Below are 18455 nucleotides of genomic sequence, written 5' to 3'. Positions count from 1 at the left end.
TGCGAATTCCTACCGCAACTTATCGAATTCAGTTTACACCTGAGTTTGGCTTTGACAACGCTAAAGCGATCGCAGCTTATCTAGCAGATTTAGGCATTTCCGATTTATATGCTTCCCCCATTTTCAAGGCACGCTCTGGGAGTACGCATGGCTACGATATAGTAGATGCCAATCAACTCAACCCAGAACTGGGAACTAATGAGTCCTTTGATGCATTAGTTGGTGAAGTCCAATCCCTTGGTTTGGGCTGGTTACAAGATATTGTGCCAAACCACATGGCCTATACCAGCGAAAACCTTTACTTGGTGGATGTATTAGAATACGGCCCAGATTCCAGCTATACCGACTACTTCGACCTTTCTTGGAATGCTCCCTTTGGCGATCGCCAAGAGCGAATCCTAGCACCGCTACTGGGAGACTTCTACGGTGTATCCTTGGAAAACGGAGACATTAAACTAGAATATGAACAAAACGGTTTAACTGTAAACTATTACAGCTTGAAACTGCCGTTGCGGTTAGAGTCTTACACAAAATTTATCACTCAGAATCTGGGTAAACTCACGCGCACACTGGGACGCAATCACCCCGATTTTATTAAGCTATTGGGGATTCTATATATTCTCAAAAGTGTGCCCTCAGAGGTTGCCGGAAAACAACGACAAGACCAAATTGCATTTATTAAAGGATTGGTTTGGGAACTCTACACCACAAACGATGTTATCCGTGAGTTCATTGACGAAAATATCCAAACTTTCAACGGAGAACCAGGCAATTCAGAAAGCTTTAACCTTCTAGATGATTTACTGAATGACCAGTTTTACCGTCTCTCCTATTGGAAAGTTGGGGCGGAAGAAATGAATTACCGCCGTTTCTTCACTGTCAATGAACTGATTTCCGTTAAAGTTGAAGAACTGCGAGTTTTTAATAACACCCATAGCCTAATTCAAAAGCTGGTTGAAGAGGGCACATTTACAGGTTTAAGAGTTGACCATATTGATGGACTTTATAACCCAATTCAGTATCTCGAAAGGCTGCGGGAAAAGACAGGGGATGTTTACATCACGGTAGAGAAGATTTTAGAACTCACCGAAGAATTGCCGGAAAATTGGGCAATTGAAGGGACATCTGGATATGACTTTTTGAACTATGTAAATGGCATATTTTGTCAAACGGAAAATAAATCGAAGTTCGATAAAATATACCAGAACTTTATCGGCTCCAGAGTAGATTATGCATCGGTGGTGAAGGATAAAAAGCACCTGATCCTGGAAAAGAATTTAGCAGGAGACATTGATAATTTGGCTCTCTTGTTAAAGAATATTTCCAGCAAATATCGCTATGGTAATGATTTTACACTGAATGGACTAAAAAAAGCGATCGCTGAAGTTTTAACACAGTTCCCGATTTACCGGACATACATTACGCCCGATGGAATTGGAGATAGCGATCGCGCTACCATTCAAGAAGTAATTGACCAAGCCAAAGAACAAACGCCCCTGTTATATCATGAATTGAACTTTATTGAAAAGTTAATGCTGCTAGAGTTTGATAATTCTCTGACTCAAACAGAACGTGAACAGTGGATATATTTTGTCTTGCGGATGCAGCAATACAGCGGGCCTCTGATGGCAAAAGGCGTAGAAGACACCACATTATATGTTTACAATCGCTTGCTTTCGCTGAATGAAGTTGGAGGTAATCCTGGTCATTTTGGGATTTCAGCAGCCAAATTTCATACCTTTAACGAACAGCACCAAGCAACCTGGCCTCACACAATGAACACCACAGCCACCCACGACACCAAACGCGGCGAAGATGTGCGCGCCAGGTTGAATGTCCTCTCAGAAATCCCTGATGAGTGGGAACAGCAGGTAAATACTTGGAGCGCCATGAATCAAGGATATCGTAGCGATGGCTTCACCAACCCCTACGGTGTACGCCACGGGTTTGCTATGCCCGATCGCAACGATGAGTATTTTATCTATCAAACCCTAGTAGGGGCGTTTCCCTTTGCAGAAGATGAATATGCATCCTTCATCGAACGGGTGAAAGACTATATAATTAAGGCAATTAGAGAAGCGAAAGTCCACACAGCATGGTTGCGACCTGATAGCAGGTATGAAGAAGCTTGTACCTCCTTTATTGACAAGGTACTCGACCCTTCGATCTCCGGGGAATTTCTAGAAGCCTTTCGTCCTTTTCAACAGCGAATTGCAGACTATGGTATATTCAATTCCCTTTCCCAAACTCTGCTGAAGACTACCGTACCCGGCGTACCCGACTTTTACCAAGGAACAGAACTTTGGGAACTAAGCCTAGTCGATCCAGACAATCGCCGTCCCGTGGATTTTGAACAGCGACGTACTTACTTAAGCGCCATCCGCGAACAAGTAAAAACAGACATTCTCGGACTAATTCAGGAGTTGTTGAACGACAAAACAGACGGCAGAATCAAACTATTTTTAACAGCTCAATTACTCCAAGCCAGAACAAACTATGTCTCATTATTCCAGGACGGTGACTATCTGCCACTAGAAGTTCAGGGAACCTACGCCAATCACATTATCGCCTTTGCGCGGCGGGAAGGGAATCAAACTGCGATCGCGATCGCGCCTCGCTTTTTAACTAGCCTTATCCAGCCTGGAGACAACCCCTTGGGCGAGTCAGTTTGGCAAGATACGCACCTGCAATTACCCCCTGGAACTGCTTTCACCTGGAAAAACGTCCTAACTCAGCAACCTTTGGAGGTTACAGAAACATTATCTATCGCAGCAGTCCTTACCCATTTTCCAGTTGCTCTGTTAGTTAGTAGTGCCGAGTAAAACAGGACTTACGCACTGAAACACCTGAAGCCTCGATTCCCTACTCCCCACGCCAGTCGCTCATGGGGAGTCAATCAATTTTGGATTTTGGATTGACGATTTTGAATTGACGATTTTAGATTGACGATTTTGGATTGACGATAGCGTAGCGTTAGCGAGTCATCTCCCAAAGGGAGACGCCAAGGGCGAACGAGCGTCTTTTGGATTGACACTTCGGCTTACCTTGACTTCTCTACAAGATGCTGCATGTAGCTTGCTTCCCCGTAAAGGTACGCTCGGTACAAGTCGCTCAGTGCTGATCCCGACTACGAAAGCGAACAGCGGGACGTACTCCTACGGGGAAGCAGGCTACGCGTTAGCGTCTCCAAGAGTTGTACGGGTATGGGGCTTGACGATAATGGAATTGTTCCGCCCCCGCTTGGACGGGGCATAGTTAAGGCAGTGGCTTCCCTTCTCACATTGCCACAGCCTAACGCCTGCCGGAGGATGCTTGAACGCAAGAGCGTCTCCTGTCTTGAGAAGGGCTGTAGGGAAAAGATCGCGCCCACTCCGCTTAAAAGGGGGGATCTATTCTGCCTAAGTCCGATAAAAAAATAAATCTGTCTCGCCCAGAGAAAACGCCGTAAAACCTTTACGTTACAACAATTCACGCAGTGTGTCGCTTAGGATAAGTTCAGATGTCTGACGAGAAACCGCTCCGTGTCAATGGCAAAAGCCGCCGCTCATACTTCTCTGTGCGTAAAAAATCCGAACTCTTCAACACCCTGTCAAATTGAAAATGATACTATGACCACTCCATCTTCTATCCAAACTCCAGCGTTTACTACCACGCAGATTGATACCGTGCGGGCCCACATCAAAAAGACATGGAAAACCTTAACGCGATCGCACGAACACTTATTACAATCTGCAAAGGATATTAAGCTAGAGCACAAAACAGGTACTCCTTGGATTGTTTACATTTCCCCCTTAGAAGATTCTCCCAAGATTCAAAGTGTGTTGGAGCGATCGCTATGTCCCAAGGATATGCAACAACTGGAAATTCGCACTTTGCCACCTGAAGTCGAGGCGATTAAAGAGCATGGTTTACTATACCTACCAGGACCTTATGTGGTACCAGGTGGTCGCTTTAATGAAATGTATGGCTGGGACAGCTACTTTATATTACTGGGACTTTTGCACGATGGAGAATTAGAGTTAGCGCAAAGCCAAGTAGACCAACTGCTGTACCAGGTGCAGAATTACGGGATCATCCTCAATTCCAACCGGACTTACATGCTGTCGCGATCGCAGCCTCCTGTCCTCAGCATGATGGTTTTAGCATTATTCGAGCACACCCAGGATGAAGAGTGGTTAAGGTCAATTGTACCGCTGCTAGAGCAATTTTACTATTACTGGGTAGTACCGCCCCATTTGAATGCTGCAACCGGCTTATCTAGATTCTATGCCTTTGGGGAAGGACCCGCGCCAGAAGTTGTGTTCTCCGAGCGGGATGAGCAGGGGAAAAGCCACTACGATCGCGTCAAGGAGTACTATAAAACTTTTGAAGTTGAGGATTATGACGTTAGTCTTTATTACAACCAGGAAACTGACCAACTGACCAACCTATTTTACAAAAGCGATCGCACCATGCGCGAGTCTGGTTTTGATATCACCAACCGATTTGGCCCTTTCAGTGCTGATATTCTCCACTACGCTCCTGTGTGCCTCAACAGTTTGCTGTATCAGGTTGAACAAGACATGGCGCAAATTAAGCATATTTTGGGGAACGAACAACTGGAACAAAAATGGAGCAATCGCGCAGATATTCGCCGCGATCGCATCGATCAGTTCCTCTGGGATCAAGAACAGGGACTATATCTGGACTATCACTTCCAGAGTGGAAAACGCCGCCGTTACGAATTTGCTACCACCTTCTATCCCCTGTGGCTGGGAATTGCTTCGCCAACCCAAGCTAAACGTGTTGTGGAAAATCTCTCTTTGTTTGAAGCCCCAGGCGGAATTTTTACCAGTACTCGTGTCACCGGAAACCAGTGGGATGCCCCCTTTGGCTGGGCACCATTGACGTTAATTGCCGTCCAGGGACTTCACCGCTATGGGTATCATACAGAAGGCGATCGCATTGCCAATAAATTCCTGGCTATGGTAATGAAAGAATTCGGGCGTCACAACACCTTAGTCGAGAAATATGATGTTGAACGCTGTTCTGCCAACGTTTCCGATGAAATCTGCTTTGGATATAGTTCTAACGAAGTTGGCTTCGGCTGGACAAATGGAGTCATTCTAGAACTTTTAGCAGGCTGTGGGAGAAAAGTTTAAATCAAAAGGCGTGAGGAAAAAACTCACGCTCTTATCTTATTTATTACACTTGACTCTATATGGATTATGTATAGTTGAATGAAATTTGAATGGGACAAAAATAAAAACCAACAAAATATCCAGAAACATGGCATTAGTTTTGAAGAAGCTACAGAAATATTTGACGGTGTTGTTTTCACCTCAATTGATGAACGCTACGACTATGAAGAAATTCGATAAATTAGTATTGGCTCAATCCAAGGCGTTGTAATTATTACCGTCGCCCATACAGACAGAAACGGCAAAATTCGATTAATCTCTGCCCGAAAAGCCACCCCCAAAGAAAGGAGAACCTACTATGAGTATCTCGCCCAATCGACTTAAAGAACTCCAAAATATCCCTGATACAGCGATTGATACTTCAGATATTCCTGAATTTAAAATATAACGATACGGATGACACCACAAGACGCACGACAATACGCACCAGCAACTCAGCGCAATAGCAAACCAATTATAGAAGTACTTTTACAAGTGTTGCCAAAGAGTGGCACGATATTGGAAATAGCAAGTGGTACTGGCGAACATGCAGTATTTTTTGCCCCCAAGCTCAGTCCTCGTTCGTGGCTGCCAACAGATGCAAATCCCCAGTTACGAGCCAGCATTACTGCATGGGCTGAACACTTTGGCTGTTATAATCTTTATCCCCCGCTTGAGCTTGATGTCAGAGAACCAGTTTGGGCAGTCGAGAATCCTGCATTTGATTGGCTTAATAGGGAGCCAATTGTCGCCATCGTCAACATTAATATGATTCACATTTCACCGTGGTCAGCCTGTCTAGGACTAATGGCAGGGGCAGGTCGGATCTTACCAGCAGGAGGTATCCTCTATTTATATGGGCCTTTTAAACAAGGTGGAGAACATACAGCAGTGAGTAATGCAGCTTTTGACAAATCTTTACGCGCCCAAAACCCAGAGTGGGGTGTACGTAACTTGGATGATGTTGTAGTAGTAGCTAGCGCCCAAAATCTTACCTTGAAACAGACTTACCAAATGCCAGCAAATAATCTTTCAGTAGTGTTTGAACGTTCTGCTAATTAATAATTCCTAGAGAGCCAGTCCACTAATATATGTTGACAAAAATGAAGCAAGTAGCGTCAGCCCCTTCTCTGCGTTCGCGCAGCGTGTCGCAGACAGACGCTACGCGAACGAGGAAGTCAAAAGTCACTCATTAGAACCCCATAAATAAATTTAGTGCAAAGTCTGATCGGAGGTTTCCGCCGAAGGCATCAGAACTTTGTAAGAGAGGGGCTTGCATCCAAATTATTTTCTGGTCAGAGGCTTTGATTTTTGCTCCCTTTCCCGCACTTCGTGCCGCTACGCGAAGCTAGAGAAAGGGTTGGGGGTTAGGTCTCTATTGGACTCGACTAAGAAGCGCTAGATATTCAATAATTTACTAAGTATCATCTGTACGCTTATCGTAAGGCTCACCTGTAAAAGGTTGTACGCCAATAGTAGGATAAGCATCATCCGTAGGCCCAAAAATCCGCATTGCAGCTTCAGAAATATATTGGGTTATATTCGCAATGATTTTGGAAATAGCCATAATATTGGACTCCTTTTTTCGAGTCGCTTTAATTGTGATAACTATACTCTAATGCTGATATTCTTGACTGGCTCCAATTCTCAATATATTGAGAATATATGCAATGTTTATTCAGATAACTTCGCAATACTTTAGTTAGTCAAAAAGTTAAACTTTTCTTTTTCATTCTAATTGAAACTTATCTATTTCTCCAAATCCTGTCTGGGAAAGAGGCTGGCAAACAAACTTGCCTTGGCAGGATATTATTTACTTTCATTAGCCGGTCGTTAAGATAACATTATTACCAGCTTTTACTATTAAGAAACATTAAATATTCTCTGAAGCTTGGATTAATTTACCTATAAATCTACTGCTACACAACAATCTATAAAATATACCTGCTAGGAGTTGACATTATTTATGGTAAACATTACCATAAATAGAAGAAGCATCTTGTAAGGAAATTCTTGCATGACAACTTTCTTAGATTTGGACTATGTACATAAACGGCAAAGCCAGCAGAACCAGGAACTAAACTTCTGTGCAGATGACTACAGCTTGCTGACCGATCTTTATCAGTTGACGATGGCAGCTTGTTACACAGGCGAAGGTATAGAACAACAACGGGCAAGCTTTGAATTGTCTGTAAGACGTTTGCCAGAGGGTTTTGGTTATTTAATTGCAATGGGGCTGACGCAGGCATTGGAATATTTAGCCAAATTCCGCTTTAATCCGTCGCAAATTGCGGCATTACAGGCGACGGAAATTTTTGCTCATACTAGCGATCGCTTTTGGTCACTTTTAGCTGAGGGAAAGTTTACGGGTGATGTTTGGGCAGTACCGGAAGGGACAGCCGTCTTTGCCAATCAGCCACTGTTGCGGGTGGAAGCACCCCTTTGGCAAGCGCAACTAGTGGAAACTTACCTCCTGAATACGATTAATTACCAGACTTTGATTGCCACAAAGGCAGCACGGGTGCGGGATGTAGCGGGGGAGTCAGCAACACTTTTAGAATTTGGGACAAGACGAGCATTTAGTCCGCAAGGGTCTTTGTGGGCGGCGCGGGCGGCGTTGGCAGGTGGGTTAGATTCCACTTCCAATGTGTTAGCAGCGCTACAACTGGGACAACAGCCAAGTGGTACGATGGCACACGCCCTGGTGATGGCGTTGTCAGCAATAGAAGGCACTGAAGAACAAGCTTTTAGTGCATTTCATCGATATTTTCCGGGTGCGCCATTGCTGATTGATACTTACGATACTGTTGCTGCTGCCCAGCGCTTGGCCCAAAAAGTAAATTCTGGGGAAATGCAATTAACGGGAGTGAGATTGGACTCAGGAGATTTAGTTACCTTATCAAAAGAGGTGCGATCGCTCCTTCCCGGTGTGCCAATTTTTGCTAGTGGCGACTTGGACGAGTGGGAAATTGCCAGGTTAAAAGCCGCTGGGGCCCAAATTGATGGTTACGGACTGGGAACGCGACTAGTTACAGGTTCGCCTGTAAATGGAGTCTATAAACTTGTAGACATTGATGGTATCCCAGTGATGAAGCAGTCGAGTGGTAAGGTTACTTATCCAGGGCGCAAGCAGATTTTTCGCTCGTTTACGGGAGGTAAGGTAAAAGCAGATAGATTGGGACTCTTAGGTGAAAGTCCTCTGGATGAAGAATCTTTGTTGCAGTTGGTAGTGCAGGAGGGTGAACGGGTGCAACCACTGGAGTCGTTGGCAACAATTCGTCAGCGTACCGCCGCCTCAGTTGCTAGTTTGCCACAACAGACACGGCGTTTGGATCATCCTGTCTCTGTGCAGGTGGAGATTTCTGAAGGGTTACGGGTGTTGACTGAAGAAACTAAGAAACGAACCGCAAAGGACGCATTCGCGCAGCGTCTCGTAGAGAAGGACGCATACTCCTACGGAGAAGCAAGCTACGCGCAGCGTCTCGTAGAGAAGGACGCAAAGTAAGATGATGAGAATTGCTTTGTTTGGAACGAGTGCCGATCCACCAACTGCTGGACATCAAGAAATTCTAAGTTGGTTGTCTGAGCGTTATGATTGGGTAGCGGTTTGGGCAGCGGATAATCCATTTAAGTCCCATCAAACACCCTTAGAACATCGGGCAGCAATGCTGCAATTGTTGATTGTGAATATAGACGCGCCACGGCACAATATTAGTTTGGAACAAGAATTGAGTAGCTTCAGAACACTGGAAACAGTGGAAAAAGCAAAGGTTACTTGGGGTGAAGACGCTGAATTGACGTTGATCATTGGTTCAGATTTACTCAGTCAGCTACCACGTTGGTATCGGGTTGAAGATTTGTTACAGGAAGTGCAACTACTGATCGTGCCGCGACCGGGATATGCAATAGATGAGTCTAGTTCAGAGGTAGTGCAAAAGCTGGGAGGGAAATTTGCGATCGCTAGTCTGACCGGTCTAGATGTTTCCTCAACAGCGTACCGCGAACATGGAGATTCTAAAGCCCTCACAGCCCCTGTAGTTGCCTATATTAATCGAGAGCATTTGTACGAATGCCAGGACGTTCCCAAAAAAAGATACCAACTTCGCTAAACCAACAACCTTTGGCCGATTTCAAGGTTGGTGTTGATAATGTAATTTTTTCTGTAGATACTGCACAAAATCGGCTGTTAGTTTTACTAGTAATGCGACAGCAGGAACCATTTTTAAATCATTGGAGTCTTCCCGGTACTTTAGTGCGTCGAGGAGAGTCTTTAGAAGATGCCGCCTATCGCATTATGGCGGAGAAAATTAAGGTCAACAATCTCTACTTAGAACAACTGTATACATTTGGAGGGCCAAATCGCGATCCACGGGAAGCAACCGATAGTTATGGTGTGCGTTATCTATCAGTTAGTTACTTTGCCCTAGTGCGATTTGAAGAAGCCGAATTGATTGCCGATCGCGTGACTGGCATAGCTTGGTATCCAGTAAAACAAGTGCCGCAATTAGCTTTTGACCATAATGAAATTCTGGCCTATGGGCACGGGCGGTTGCGTAATAAATTAGAGTATAGCCCAGTGGCTTTTGAAGTCTTGCCAGAAATGTTCACCTTGAATGATTTATATCAGTTATACGCCACAGTTTTAGGTGACAACTTTTCCGATTATTCTAATTTTCGGGCGCGTCTACTCAAGTTAGGTTTTTTATGCGATACCGGAATTAAGGTATCACGAGGTGCTGGTCGTCCAGCTAGTTTGTATAAGTTTGACGCCGAAGCTTTTGCTCCCTTAAAAGATAAACCTTTGGTGTTTATTTAATGAACCGCTAAGATGCCAAAAATGCCAAGTTATGAAAGAACCAAACGATTGTTCTAATCTTCAAGAAATTCGTGTTTGTATTGATACAATTGATCAACAAATTATCTCGATTTTTTGAAAAAGATTTGAATACGTGAAAGCCGCAGCAAAGTTTAAAACTAATGAAACAAGTGTCAAAGCCCCAGAAAGGTTTAACACTATGTTGCAGCAAAGACGACAATGGGCTGAAGAAGCAGGATTAAGCCCAGATGTAATTGAAAAAGTATATCAAGATTTAGTCAACTACTTTATTGAGGAAGAATTAAAACATTGGCTATCTAAATAAAAGCTAAATTAGCCACTTTTGTACAATCCAAAATCTTCAAGATAACATCCACAATGAAAATTGCGATCGCTCAAATTAATCAGACAATTGGTGATTTGCTTTTGAATGCCCAAAAAATTTTGGAGGCGGCACAACGAGCAGCATCTAGCGGTGTGCGTTTGTTGTTGACACCAGAACTTTCTTTGTGTGGCTATCCACCAAGAGATTTATTACTAAATCCTAGTTTTGTGGAAGCAATGGGCATCACTTTACAAAACTTGGCTCAAGATTTACCGCAAAATGTAGCCGTGTTGGTAGGAACTGTTGAACAAAATCTCGAAGCCTCTATTACTGGTGGTAAAACCTTATTTAACAGCATGGCTTTGTTAGAGCATGGCAAGGTTAAGCAAGTTTTTCACAAACGACTTTTGCCTACTTACGATGTATTTGACGAACGTCGTTATTTTGAAGCAGGGTTACAAGCTAATTATTTCACTCTAGATAATATCAATATTGGCGTAACTATTTGCGAAGATTTATGGAACGATGAGGAATTTTGGGGCAAACGGAGTTATACAGTGAATCCAATTGCTGACTTAGCAATTTTGGGTGTAGATTTGATTGTAAATTTATCTGCTTCCCCCTACACTGTGGGCAAGCCGCAGTTTCGAGAAACAATGCTCAGACATAGTGCAGTCCGTTTTCAACAACCGATGATTTACGTTAATCAGGTTGGGGGAAATGATGACCTAATTTTTGATGGACATAGTTTTGCCTTGAATCGTCAAGGTGAAATTATCTGTCGCGCCCGTGGTTTTGACACCGATTTATTAGTAGTTGAATTTGAGGAAGCGCAACAGGATTTTCAATTAGGTTCTGTAGCACCTGTCTATGAATCGGAAGATGAAGAAATTTGGCAAGCTTTGGTTTTAGGAGTGCGAGATTATGCTCGCAAGTGTCGCTTTTCTAAAGTAGTGTTGGGTTTAAGTGGTGGGATTGACTCTGCAATAGTAGCAGCGATCGCAACTGCTGCACTTGGTAAAGAAAATGTCCTTGGTGTTCTCATGCCTTCCCCTTATAGTTCCGAGCATTCCATTAGTGATGCTGTGGCATTAGCCGAAAATTTGGGGATTAAGACTAATCTTTTACCAATTGGGGAGTTAATGCAAGGCTTTGATCAAACATTAGGTGATTTGTTTGCGGGTACAGAGTTTGGATTGGCTGAAGAGAATATCCAATCTCGGATTCGCGGTAATTTATTAATGGCGATCGCTAATAAATTTGGCTATCTTCTCCTATCTACCGGTAACAAGTCAGAAATGGCAGTCGGTTACTGTACCCTCTACGGCGATATGAATGGCGGGTTAGCAGTAATTGCAGATGTTCCTAAAACCCGTGTTTATTCACTTTGCCAATGGTTAAATCGCAATAATGAAATCATCCCGCAAAACGTCTTGACTAAACCACCTAGCGCTGAACTCAAACCAGGTCAAGTGGATCAAGACTCTCTACCGCCCTACGAAATTTTGGACGATATTTTGCAACGCCTGATTCACAACCACCAATCAGCAGCGCAAATTGTTACAGCAGGTCACGATCCGGTGATTGTAGACCGAGTAATCCAAATGGTGGCGCGGGCTGAATTTAAACGGCGACAAGCACCGCCGGGATTGAAAATCACCGATCGCGCCTTTGGAACTGGTTGGCGAATGCCAATTGCTAGTAACTGGGTTGGTGTCAAAAATGCTTACCAGACTAAAAGCATAGCTACACCTAACCTTAGTTTGTTGTGATGGACAAGATGCTCATCTGCGAATCAAGTAATTAGTTATCAAACCTGTCCCTGCCTTGAACTTTTATTAAAGTCTGTCCTTCTCTGATGCGGAGAGGGACAGGTTTTGCATAGTAAAATCTTTTTTATTAGGCTGATTCAACTTGATATGAGCGCAGCAGATTTATTCCCAACCTTGCACAAGCTATCTCGTGCAGATAAACTCAATGTCTTCTAAGTCGTAAAATTGAGCCAACTTGCCATCCGATCGCTTCACCTCTAAACTCGAAGCTTGTACCTTTTAACACGAGTTGTCGAGCAAAAAGAGCGTAGGCGTAACCCGTTGGAGACATCGCTCCATCTCAAAGCTTCATCATTCCACCTCTGAACTCGAAGATTGCACCTTGGAACACGAGTTGTCGAGTTAAAAGAGCGATCGCTTGACCTTTTATCCTGGAAGTTGCACCTTTTATCCTGGAAGTTGCACCTTTTATCCTGGAAGTTGCACCTTTTATCCTCGAAGTTGCACCTTTTATCCTCGAAGTTGCACCTTTAACCCTCATTATTCCACTTTTGAACTTAAAGCTTGCACCTCAGAACACAAATTGTCGAGTTAAAAGGGCGTAAGTCTAGCTTCTCGGAGACATTGCTCAACCTCTGAGCTTAATCAATAGGTTATTTTTACTCATCTAAACGCTGTGCGATCGCGTTCACCAATCTCTCAAATTCTGATTCGCTGTGAATATCTTCAGTCTGAGTATTCATGTCTCTCAGCAGGTCGGTAAGTTTGGCGATCGTGCTACGTATCTCTCTGTATTGGTCAATATCTTCTCGAAATCCTTGCAAATTATCTGCATCTACTTTTTTCAACGCTGCGTTTAACTCTTTGATTTTCTCTTCCCAGTACTCAATATATTTAATTCTTTTAATAGGGTTAAAAATATTGGCATCTGCTAAAATAATAGGAAAGATTCGCTGATATAAATTCCCATTTTTAGAAATTTCAACAAGTTCATACATACAATTTTCTGATTTCAAATACTGGTCGCTGATTACTAAAATTACGCATCTGCCACGGCTCAAACGCTGCATGAATTCTTTAAATCTTTCTTTATAGCCAATTGCATTGGTATCACGAATAATTTTGATGTCTTTGGCTTCAAATGCTTGCTCTATCTTTGCTACAAGTTGTTTGCTTTGTTCATCCCGCCAAGTGTAGGAGATAAATACTTGCTTTTGATTGCTATCTTGTAATCGATGCGTCAATGATTCATCTCGCTTTCGTTCCAGTTCGTTTTGCAACTGTGCAACCTGGGGGTTGAGTTCTTTATCTGGTCTATCGGATTGGAACATGACATCATCAATTAACCTGCGGACATTTACCATTTGAAAGCTTTTCCTGCATTGAATCAGGTAAGCACTGTGATCTAAGAAATCACGCAGTTCGTTCAGAGGATAACTATAAGGAGTTTGACTTCCTTCACATTTTTCGCAATTACAAGGAACTAGGGTTTGATATTGCAAACGTTCGTAAGAGTTGTGGATCTTTTCGAGTTCATGGGTGATGACTGCCATCAATTCTTTTTTGCGGTTTCCGGCTACACGAATTTTAATTTCCCGTTGATTGTAGTTTTCAATGACTTCAGCGCGAGTTTCGTTTTTGTTGAGAACAACACCGTTTTTCCAAACGAGTTTTTGCTGTTCAATCGAAGGGTGCGTCTCGACAATAAAGCGGGTGATGATGCCTTTGGGCATGAATGTATAGGTATAGCGCAGGATAAGGTTGTTGCGATCGTCCCAGGTATAATCAGCTTTTTCAATGGAAAGCAATTGAGGCGCAATATAAATGTCATGGCGATCGCGGATTTCGTAGCAAAGCTTGAACCGCATCATTAATTGCAGGAGTTCATCTCGCATATCAGCATATTCGCCGCTTTTCCAAATATCTTTGAGGTTTTCCTTGGTAAAACAACCTAGCTTTTGCTTGACAGTTTGACTGTCCAAAACTTTGTAAACGGCAGTTGTCCCCCATTCCGGTTTGAGAATGACGTAGTGTTTGAGTGTAGAATCGTCTTGAAAGTGGAGGCAAACGCCGAGGTCATGTAAATAGCTACTCAAGCGCAGCATGTCTTTACGGTCAGTTAAATTATTGACTCGGCAAAGGGTATAGTATTCTTCGAGGTTGATGTAATTTCGGGAATCGTTCTCTAGGGCGTTTCTGACTCTTACCCAGAGTTTTGGTAAAGGTGTACCAACATGGTCAAGATTACTGATGTAAAGCTGAATAGCTTTTTTAATCTCTGCTAAACCGCGATTAGTATCTAAATTGGTTGGCAGAATTTCCTTGAGATTGTCAAATTCTCCTCGTAACTGGCCCCCATCGACTTCGCACTGACGGTCTTGTTTTTCGTTTTTGATGATAAAAACTGGACTTTTGTCGCTCAAGAGTTCGACAACCTTAAGCCACCAGTAAAAACCAGTGTTTTCTTTGCGAGTGTCGGCAACTAAGGCATATAGAGAACGCTTGCTGAGGAAAAACTGATGGGTTTGATGGTAGATTTCCTGACCGCCAAAATCCCAGATATTGACACGAAAATCTTTGCCATTGGGTTGTGTAAAGTGCCATTGGATCACCTCAATGCCTTCAGTTGATTCCTCATCTTGTTGAAGTTCGTAGGTTTCGTCTTTGATTTTTTTGGCTAAAGAAGTTTTACCAGCTCCCCCTTCACCAACAATCAAGAATTTTGCTTCGTAGAAGGGTTCTGTTTCGGCTGGATCTTGCACCCGAAAATAGAAATCGAGAATTTCATTCACATCGCCGGGATCTTCATATAAATCCTTCCACCCCAAAATCTCTGGTGGAATGGGGACTGGATTTCTACGAAGATCCAGTTTTTTCAGGTTTGGCAGTTGCCTAATTTTCGGTGGCAGACTGCTCAGTTGATTAAAGGTGAGGTCGAGGGTTTGCAGGTTGGTGAGTTGGCCAATTTCCGGTGGCAGACTGCTCAGTTGATTACTGTCGAGGTAGAGGGTTTGCAGGTTGGTGAGTTGCCCAATTTCCGGTGGAAGTTTTGTTAAGTCTTTGCCAAAAAGCTTTAATGTTGTCACCTTGTCTGTGACAGCTTGTTCAATAATTTGCAGCAGTTCTTCGTTAGTCATTTCGGGTTTTACAGAGGCGATGCCTGACGACGAGTTGCTGCTTGGACGCGCAGCAGAGAAATTGAGCTAATTAATAATCTAGCCTGTATCAAGGATTGCATTGAGGCAATGTGCGATAATTGCAGACTCCTATGCCCCTACGAAATCGTTCACCATTCAGCCTCTGAACTCGAACCATATTACGGAAAAAAATTTAATATATATCGCCAATAAATAGTTTTTTCTTCAGTGTTATATCTGTGAATTTTGGGTGCTGAATCATAAACTAATAGTAAAAATTGTAACGTTATATTGCAGTTTAGAGTATAGTTTCAGACAATATCAATTTTTAAAGTGATGTTTATACTTAGAAATAAGTAAATGAAGATAGGTGCATAATGAAACTACAAGATTTCTTGGGAAAAGAGGAAAAATGGTCATTTGATGCGATCGCACAAGATGCAGACTTGGCTCGTCAGATTCAGATATTGTTAATCGGCTTAGGTTTGCTAGAACCTCCAGCCGATGGGAAATTTGGCCCTGTTTCTGTGATATCTCTCAAAAAATTTCAAGAATTAACAAAGACTGGAGAGAGTGACTTTTTAGGAGCAGTCACAGCCAAAAAACTGATTGAAACCAAAATAGATGATCTTCCTAAACCCCCCTTAAAACTAGGCAATGATATCGCCAGCAGGATTGTGAAATACTTGCAATCCAAAGGTTATCAGGTATTTACCAATCCCAAAGAATATAACATTGTTTATGTAGAGGGTATAGATGCAGACTGGAAGCTCAACAGTGATACACCCAATCAATTTAATGATCGGCGGATTGTCATTGAAGTAGTAAATGGTATTCCCAAAATCGTAGATCACTGGGAAGCTACTACAGAACCAGGGAAGTACTACACTTATAATCCGATGAATCCCAAAGGAGCAGCTAGGATTCAGTTTGGACAATATAAAGCTTGGGCTGTTGGTATCCACGGCACAGCAGAGCCTCACGAAGCATTAGTGCAAGTTGGAGATATAACTGTTTGTAGAGATTTTAATAAAGATTTTAAACGGACTGGCGACAAACTTGATACAGGTAATGATTTTTATGTGAATCAACACTACGGCTTTGATTTTCCCCGGAATGATATTCGCCTTGCTAGCGCGGGTTGTTTAGTGGGACGTACCCGTGAGGGACATAGAGAGTTTATGGCGATTGTTAAACAAGACCGTCGTTATGTCGCTAATCACAAATATACTTTTTACACTACCGTGATTCCTGGGGATGATTTACTCAAAAAGTTTCCAGGATGAAGTAATAGGTAATTAGGAGCGGTTGTCATCGTGATGCAATGTGTGGCAGGGGCGTACATCTGTGTGCCCCTACTTTGTGTGAGATAGCAACTTTGTCTAACTTTGTTCTTGTGGTTGCCCTATTTCTGCCGTCAGCTTCTCTTTATCCTGCCTGCGTTTTTTGGCGTAAAGCTGAATAGTGACTGCCATCAAAATAATCATGGCAAAAATAGCCCAGGCAGCGATATCTGTAGGTAGATTGTTCTTAAATACAGCCAGCAGGACGATCGCTACTAACATAACTGTAGGTGCTTCATTTAAAGCACGTAATTGCTGACTATTCCAGCCACATTCATCTACTGCTAACTTCTTCATCAGCCGAGCGCAGTAATGATGATAACCAATTAAAATGGCAACAAACAGCAGTTTGATATGCAACCAACCCTCTTTTAAAACGTCCGGTTCAGTGCTTAATAAACCGATAGCCATTGCGATCGTCACGAACATTCCTGGGTTAGTGATAATAGAGTAGAGGCGCTTTTCCATAATTTGATACTGATTTTTCAGTATCGTTCGTGCTGGTTCAGGTTCTTGATTAGCTTCAACGTGATAGATAAAAAGACGTACTAGGTAGAACAAACCAGCGAACCAGACTACAAATCCGACAATATGAAAGGCTTTAAACCATGAATAAGCCATGAGTCTTAATCTCCTTTATTTGTGGTTGTGATGCATTTTTAATGGTAATAAAAAGTTCACAAATGCAGGCGGGATAACATTTATAAATCTAGCAAAGATCCAGAACTTATTTCTTTACCACAGATAAATACCGATGAATTATCTGTGTTTATCTGTGGTTTCATTTTTATAATATCGATTTTTGCCAAAGAGATATTGTCAATGTGTATTTTTACGACGCACAAAGGGTAAAAGGTCTTCCAAAATCGCCTCGTGGTAGTGTTCTTGAGGATAATGTCCGACGTTATTAAGTTTTATTAATTCGGCATTTGGTGCAGAATCTGTAAAATTTTGGGCAATGTCTACAGATAACCAAGGGTCAATCATCCCCCATTGAATCAGAATTGGCTGTTGCCATTCTTTAAAGCCAGATTCGATTTCTGTCATTGCTGAATCAAGTTGTAAATTGCGAATACTTGATAAGAGACTTCGACCAGATGCAGAAGCTTTCAAAAATGGTTTGCGATAAATATCTAAATCCTTATCTCCGATGCGATAACGGCTACCACCTTCTAGCGTCCGGTCAACTAATAGGGGGTCTTGGGTCATGACTTCACCTACCAAAGGTAAACCCATTTGTTTAATTTTCCAGGGTAATTTAGCAGCAGTTGAAATTGGTGTATTTAAGATAGCTAAATTAGCAATTTGTTCTGGGTGACGCAAGGCATATTGTAGTCCTACAGAACCTAAAAAGCCTTGTACAACTAAAGAAAAATGTTCAATTTCTAGGGCTTTGATAAATCCTTCTAAAGCTGTGATAAAAGCATCGGGAGTGTAAGCAAAATCTCGTTTTTCTGGTTTTAAAGAATTGCCATAACCAATCCAATCTGGAGCGATCGCTCTTGTACCCTGATTCGCTAAGGCAGGTATAATATTACGCCAACTATAACTTTGTGAAACTAAGCCGTGTAGCAACAACACAGGCGCTAAGTCAGTTCTACCGATTGGTACAGATTCGCGATAAAACCATTCCAGTGAATCTACATTGATTTTATGTTCTGTTATTGACACGCTATTTTCCTATGGATTGGGCATTGGGCATGGGGCATTGGGTATGGGGCATTAGGCATTAGGCACTTGTACTAAGCATCTCGACTTGCTTCTCTTCGAGAGGCTGCGCCAACGACTGCGCTCAGTACAAGTCGCTCGATGGAGTCGGCGTCGTAAAGCTTGCGGCATAGCTACGCCCTAAGCGCCAGCTTCTCCTTGGCGCAGCCTCTCGTAGAGAAGAGTTGTATTGGGC

General features: G+C 42.8%; 14 protein-coding genes and 2 pseudogenes. 10 read left to right on the top strand and 6 right to left on the bottom strand.

Features of this window, described 5'->3' with window-relative positions; all coding sequences use genetic code 11:
* The 4 genes and pseudogenes from treY to Q0541_RS28140 form a co-directional block, all read left to right on the top strand.
* Positions 1-2822 (top strand): malto-oligosyltrehalose synthase (treY, locus tag Q0541_RS28155; RefSeq protein WP_298919075.1); only part of this gene is annotated, 2822 nt, incomplete at its 5' end.
* Between the two features lie 786 nt (positions 2823-3608).
* Complete coding sequence (locus Q0541_RS28150) at positions 3609-5141, top strand: trehalase family glycosidase (RefSeq protein ID WP_298919072.1); 1533 nt, start codon at positions 3609-3611, stop codon at positions 5139-5141.
* 78 nt (positions 5142-5219) lie between these two features.
* Positions 5220-5504, top strand: a pseudogene (locus tag Q0541_RS34645) (BrnT family toxin).
* 72 nt (positions 5505-5576) lie between these two features.
* Positions 5577-6221 carry a DUF938 domain-containing protein gene (locus tag Q0541_RS28140; protein ID WP_298919066.1) on the top strand — a complete coding sequence of 215 codons (645 nt, stop codon included), beginning with the start codon at positions 5577-5579 and terminating at the stop codon, positions 6219-6221.
* A gap of 355 nt (positions 6222-6576) precedes the next feature.
* On the opposite strand, the gene Q0541_RS28135 is transcribed toward Q0541_RS28140, so the two are convergent.
* The gene (locus tag Q0541_RS28135; protein WP_298919063.1) at positions 6577-6726 is read right to left on the bottom strand and encodes a nicotinate phosphoribosyltransferase; all 150 of its coding nucleotides are present in this window, start codon (positions 6724-6726) and stop codon (positions 6577-6579) included.
* A gap of 450 nt (positions 6727-7176) precedes the next feature.
* Between Q0541_RS28135 and Q0541_RS28130 the strand changes: the two genes are divergently transcribed.
* From Q0541_RS28130 to Q0541_RS28110, 5 genes and pseudogenes are all read left to right on the top strand, one after another.
* A complete protein-coding gene (locus tag Q0541_RS28130; protein ID WP_298919060.1) occupies positions 7177-8664 on the top strand; it encodes a nicotinate phosphoribosyltransferase in 1488 nt (495 codons plus the stop codon).
* A gap of 4 nt (positions 8665-8668) precedes the next feature.
* Positions 8669-9268, top strand: a complete 600-nt coding sequence (locus Q0541_RS28125) for a nicotinate-nucleotide adenylyltransferase (protein WP_298919079.1) — start codon at positions 8669-8671, stop codon at positions 9266-9268.
* Entirely contained in the window at positions 9229-9975 is a 747-nt protein-coding gene (locus Q0541_RS28120) for an NUDIX domain-containing protein (protein ID WP_298919057.1), read from the top strand. Before Q0541_RS28125 ends, Q0541_RS28120 begins: the two co-directional genes overlap by 40 nt.
* A gap of 130 nt (positions 9976-10105) precedes the next feature.
* Positions 10106-10300: pseudogene (locus tag Q0541_RS28115) on the top strand (chorismate mutase); the annotation flags it as partial.
* A gap of 53 nt (positions 10301-10353) precedes the next feature.
* Positions 10354-12072 (top strand): NAD+ synthase, encoded by a 1719-nt coding sequence (locus Q0541_RS28110; protein ID WP_298919054.1) that lies wholly within the window; start codon positions 10354-10356, stop codon positions 12070-12072.
* A gap of 202 nt (positions 12073-12274) precedes the next feature.
* Here the strand turns inward: Q0541_RS28110 and Q0541_RS28105 are convergent, their stop codons facing one another.
* From Q0541_RS28105 to Q0541_RS28095, 3 genes are all read right to left on the bottom strand, one after another.
* A complete protein-coding gene (locus Q0541_RS28105; RefSeq protein WP_298919051.1) occupies positions 12275-12403 on the bottom strand; it encodes a hypothetical protein in 129 nt (42 codons plus the stop codon).
* 9 nt (positions 12404-12412) lie between these two features.
* Positions 12413-12613: a hypothetical protein gene (locus tag Q0541_RS28100; RefSeq protein ID WP_298919048.1), complete on the bottom strand. Its 201-nt coding sequence runs from the start codon at positions 12611-12613 to the stop codon at positions 12413-12415.
* A 118-nt stretch (positions 12614-12731) separates the two neighbouring features.
* Complete coding sequence (locus Q0541_RS28095) at positions 12732-15209, bottom strand: COR domain-containing protein (RefSeq protein ID WP_298919045.1); 2478 nt, start codon at positions 15207-15209, stop codon at positions 12732-12734.
* Positions 15210-15586: 377 nt separating this feature from the next.
* Here Q0541_RS28095 and Q0541_RS28090 point away from each other — a divergent pair, with 377 nt between their 5' ends.
* Complete coding sequence (locus Q0541_RS28090; RefSeq protein ID WP_298919042.1) at positions 15587-16495, top strand: peptidoglycan-binding protein; 909 nt, start codon at positions 15587-15589, stop codon at positions 16493-16495.
* Positions 16496-16591: 96 nt separating this feature from the next.
* On the opposite strand, the gene hemJ is transcribed toward Q0541_RS28090, so the two are convergent.
* Together hemJ and Q0541_RS28080 are read right to left on the bottom strand one after the other, a co-directional pair.
* Positions 16592-17173, bottom strand: coding sequence for a protoporphyrinogen oxidase HemJ (hemJ, locus tag Q0541_RS28085; protein ID WP_298919039.1), 582 nt, complete (start codon positions 17171-17173; stop codon positions 16592-16594).
* A 198-nt stretch (positions 17174-17371) separates the two neighbouring features.
* Complete coding sequence (locus Q0541_RS28080) at positions 17372-18223, bottom strand: alpha/beta fold hydrolase (RefSeq protein WP_298919036.1); 852 nt, start codon at positions 18221-18223, stop codon at positions 17372-17374.
* Positions 18224-18455 lie beyond the last annotated feature (232 nt).

The sequence above is a fragment of the uncultured Nostoc sp. genome, from assembly GCF_937863485.1.
GTDB lineage: Bacteria > Cyanobacteriota > Cyanobacteriia > Cyanobacteriales > Nostocaceae > Nostoc.
This window is presented reverse-complemented; position numbering and strand designations above follow the sequence as displayed.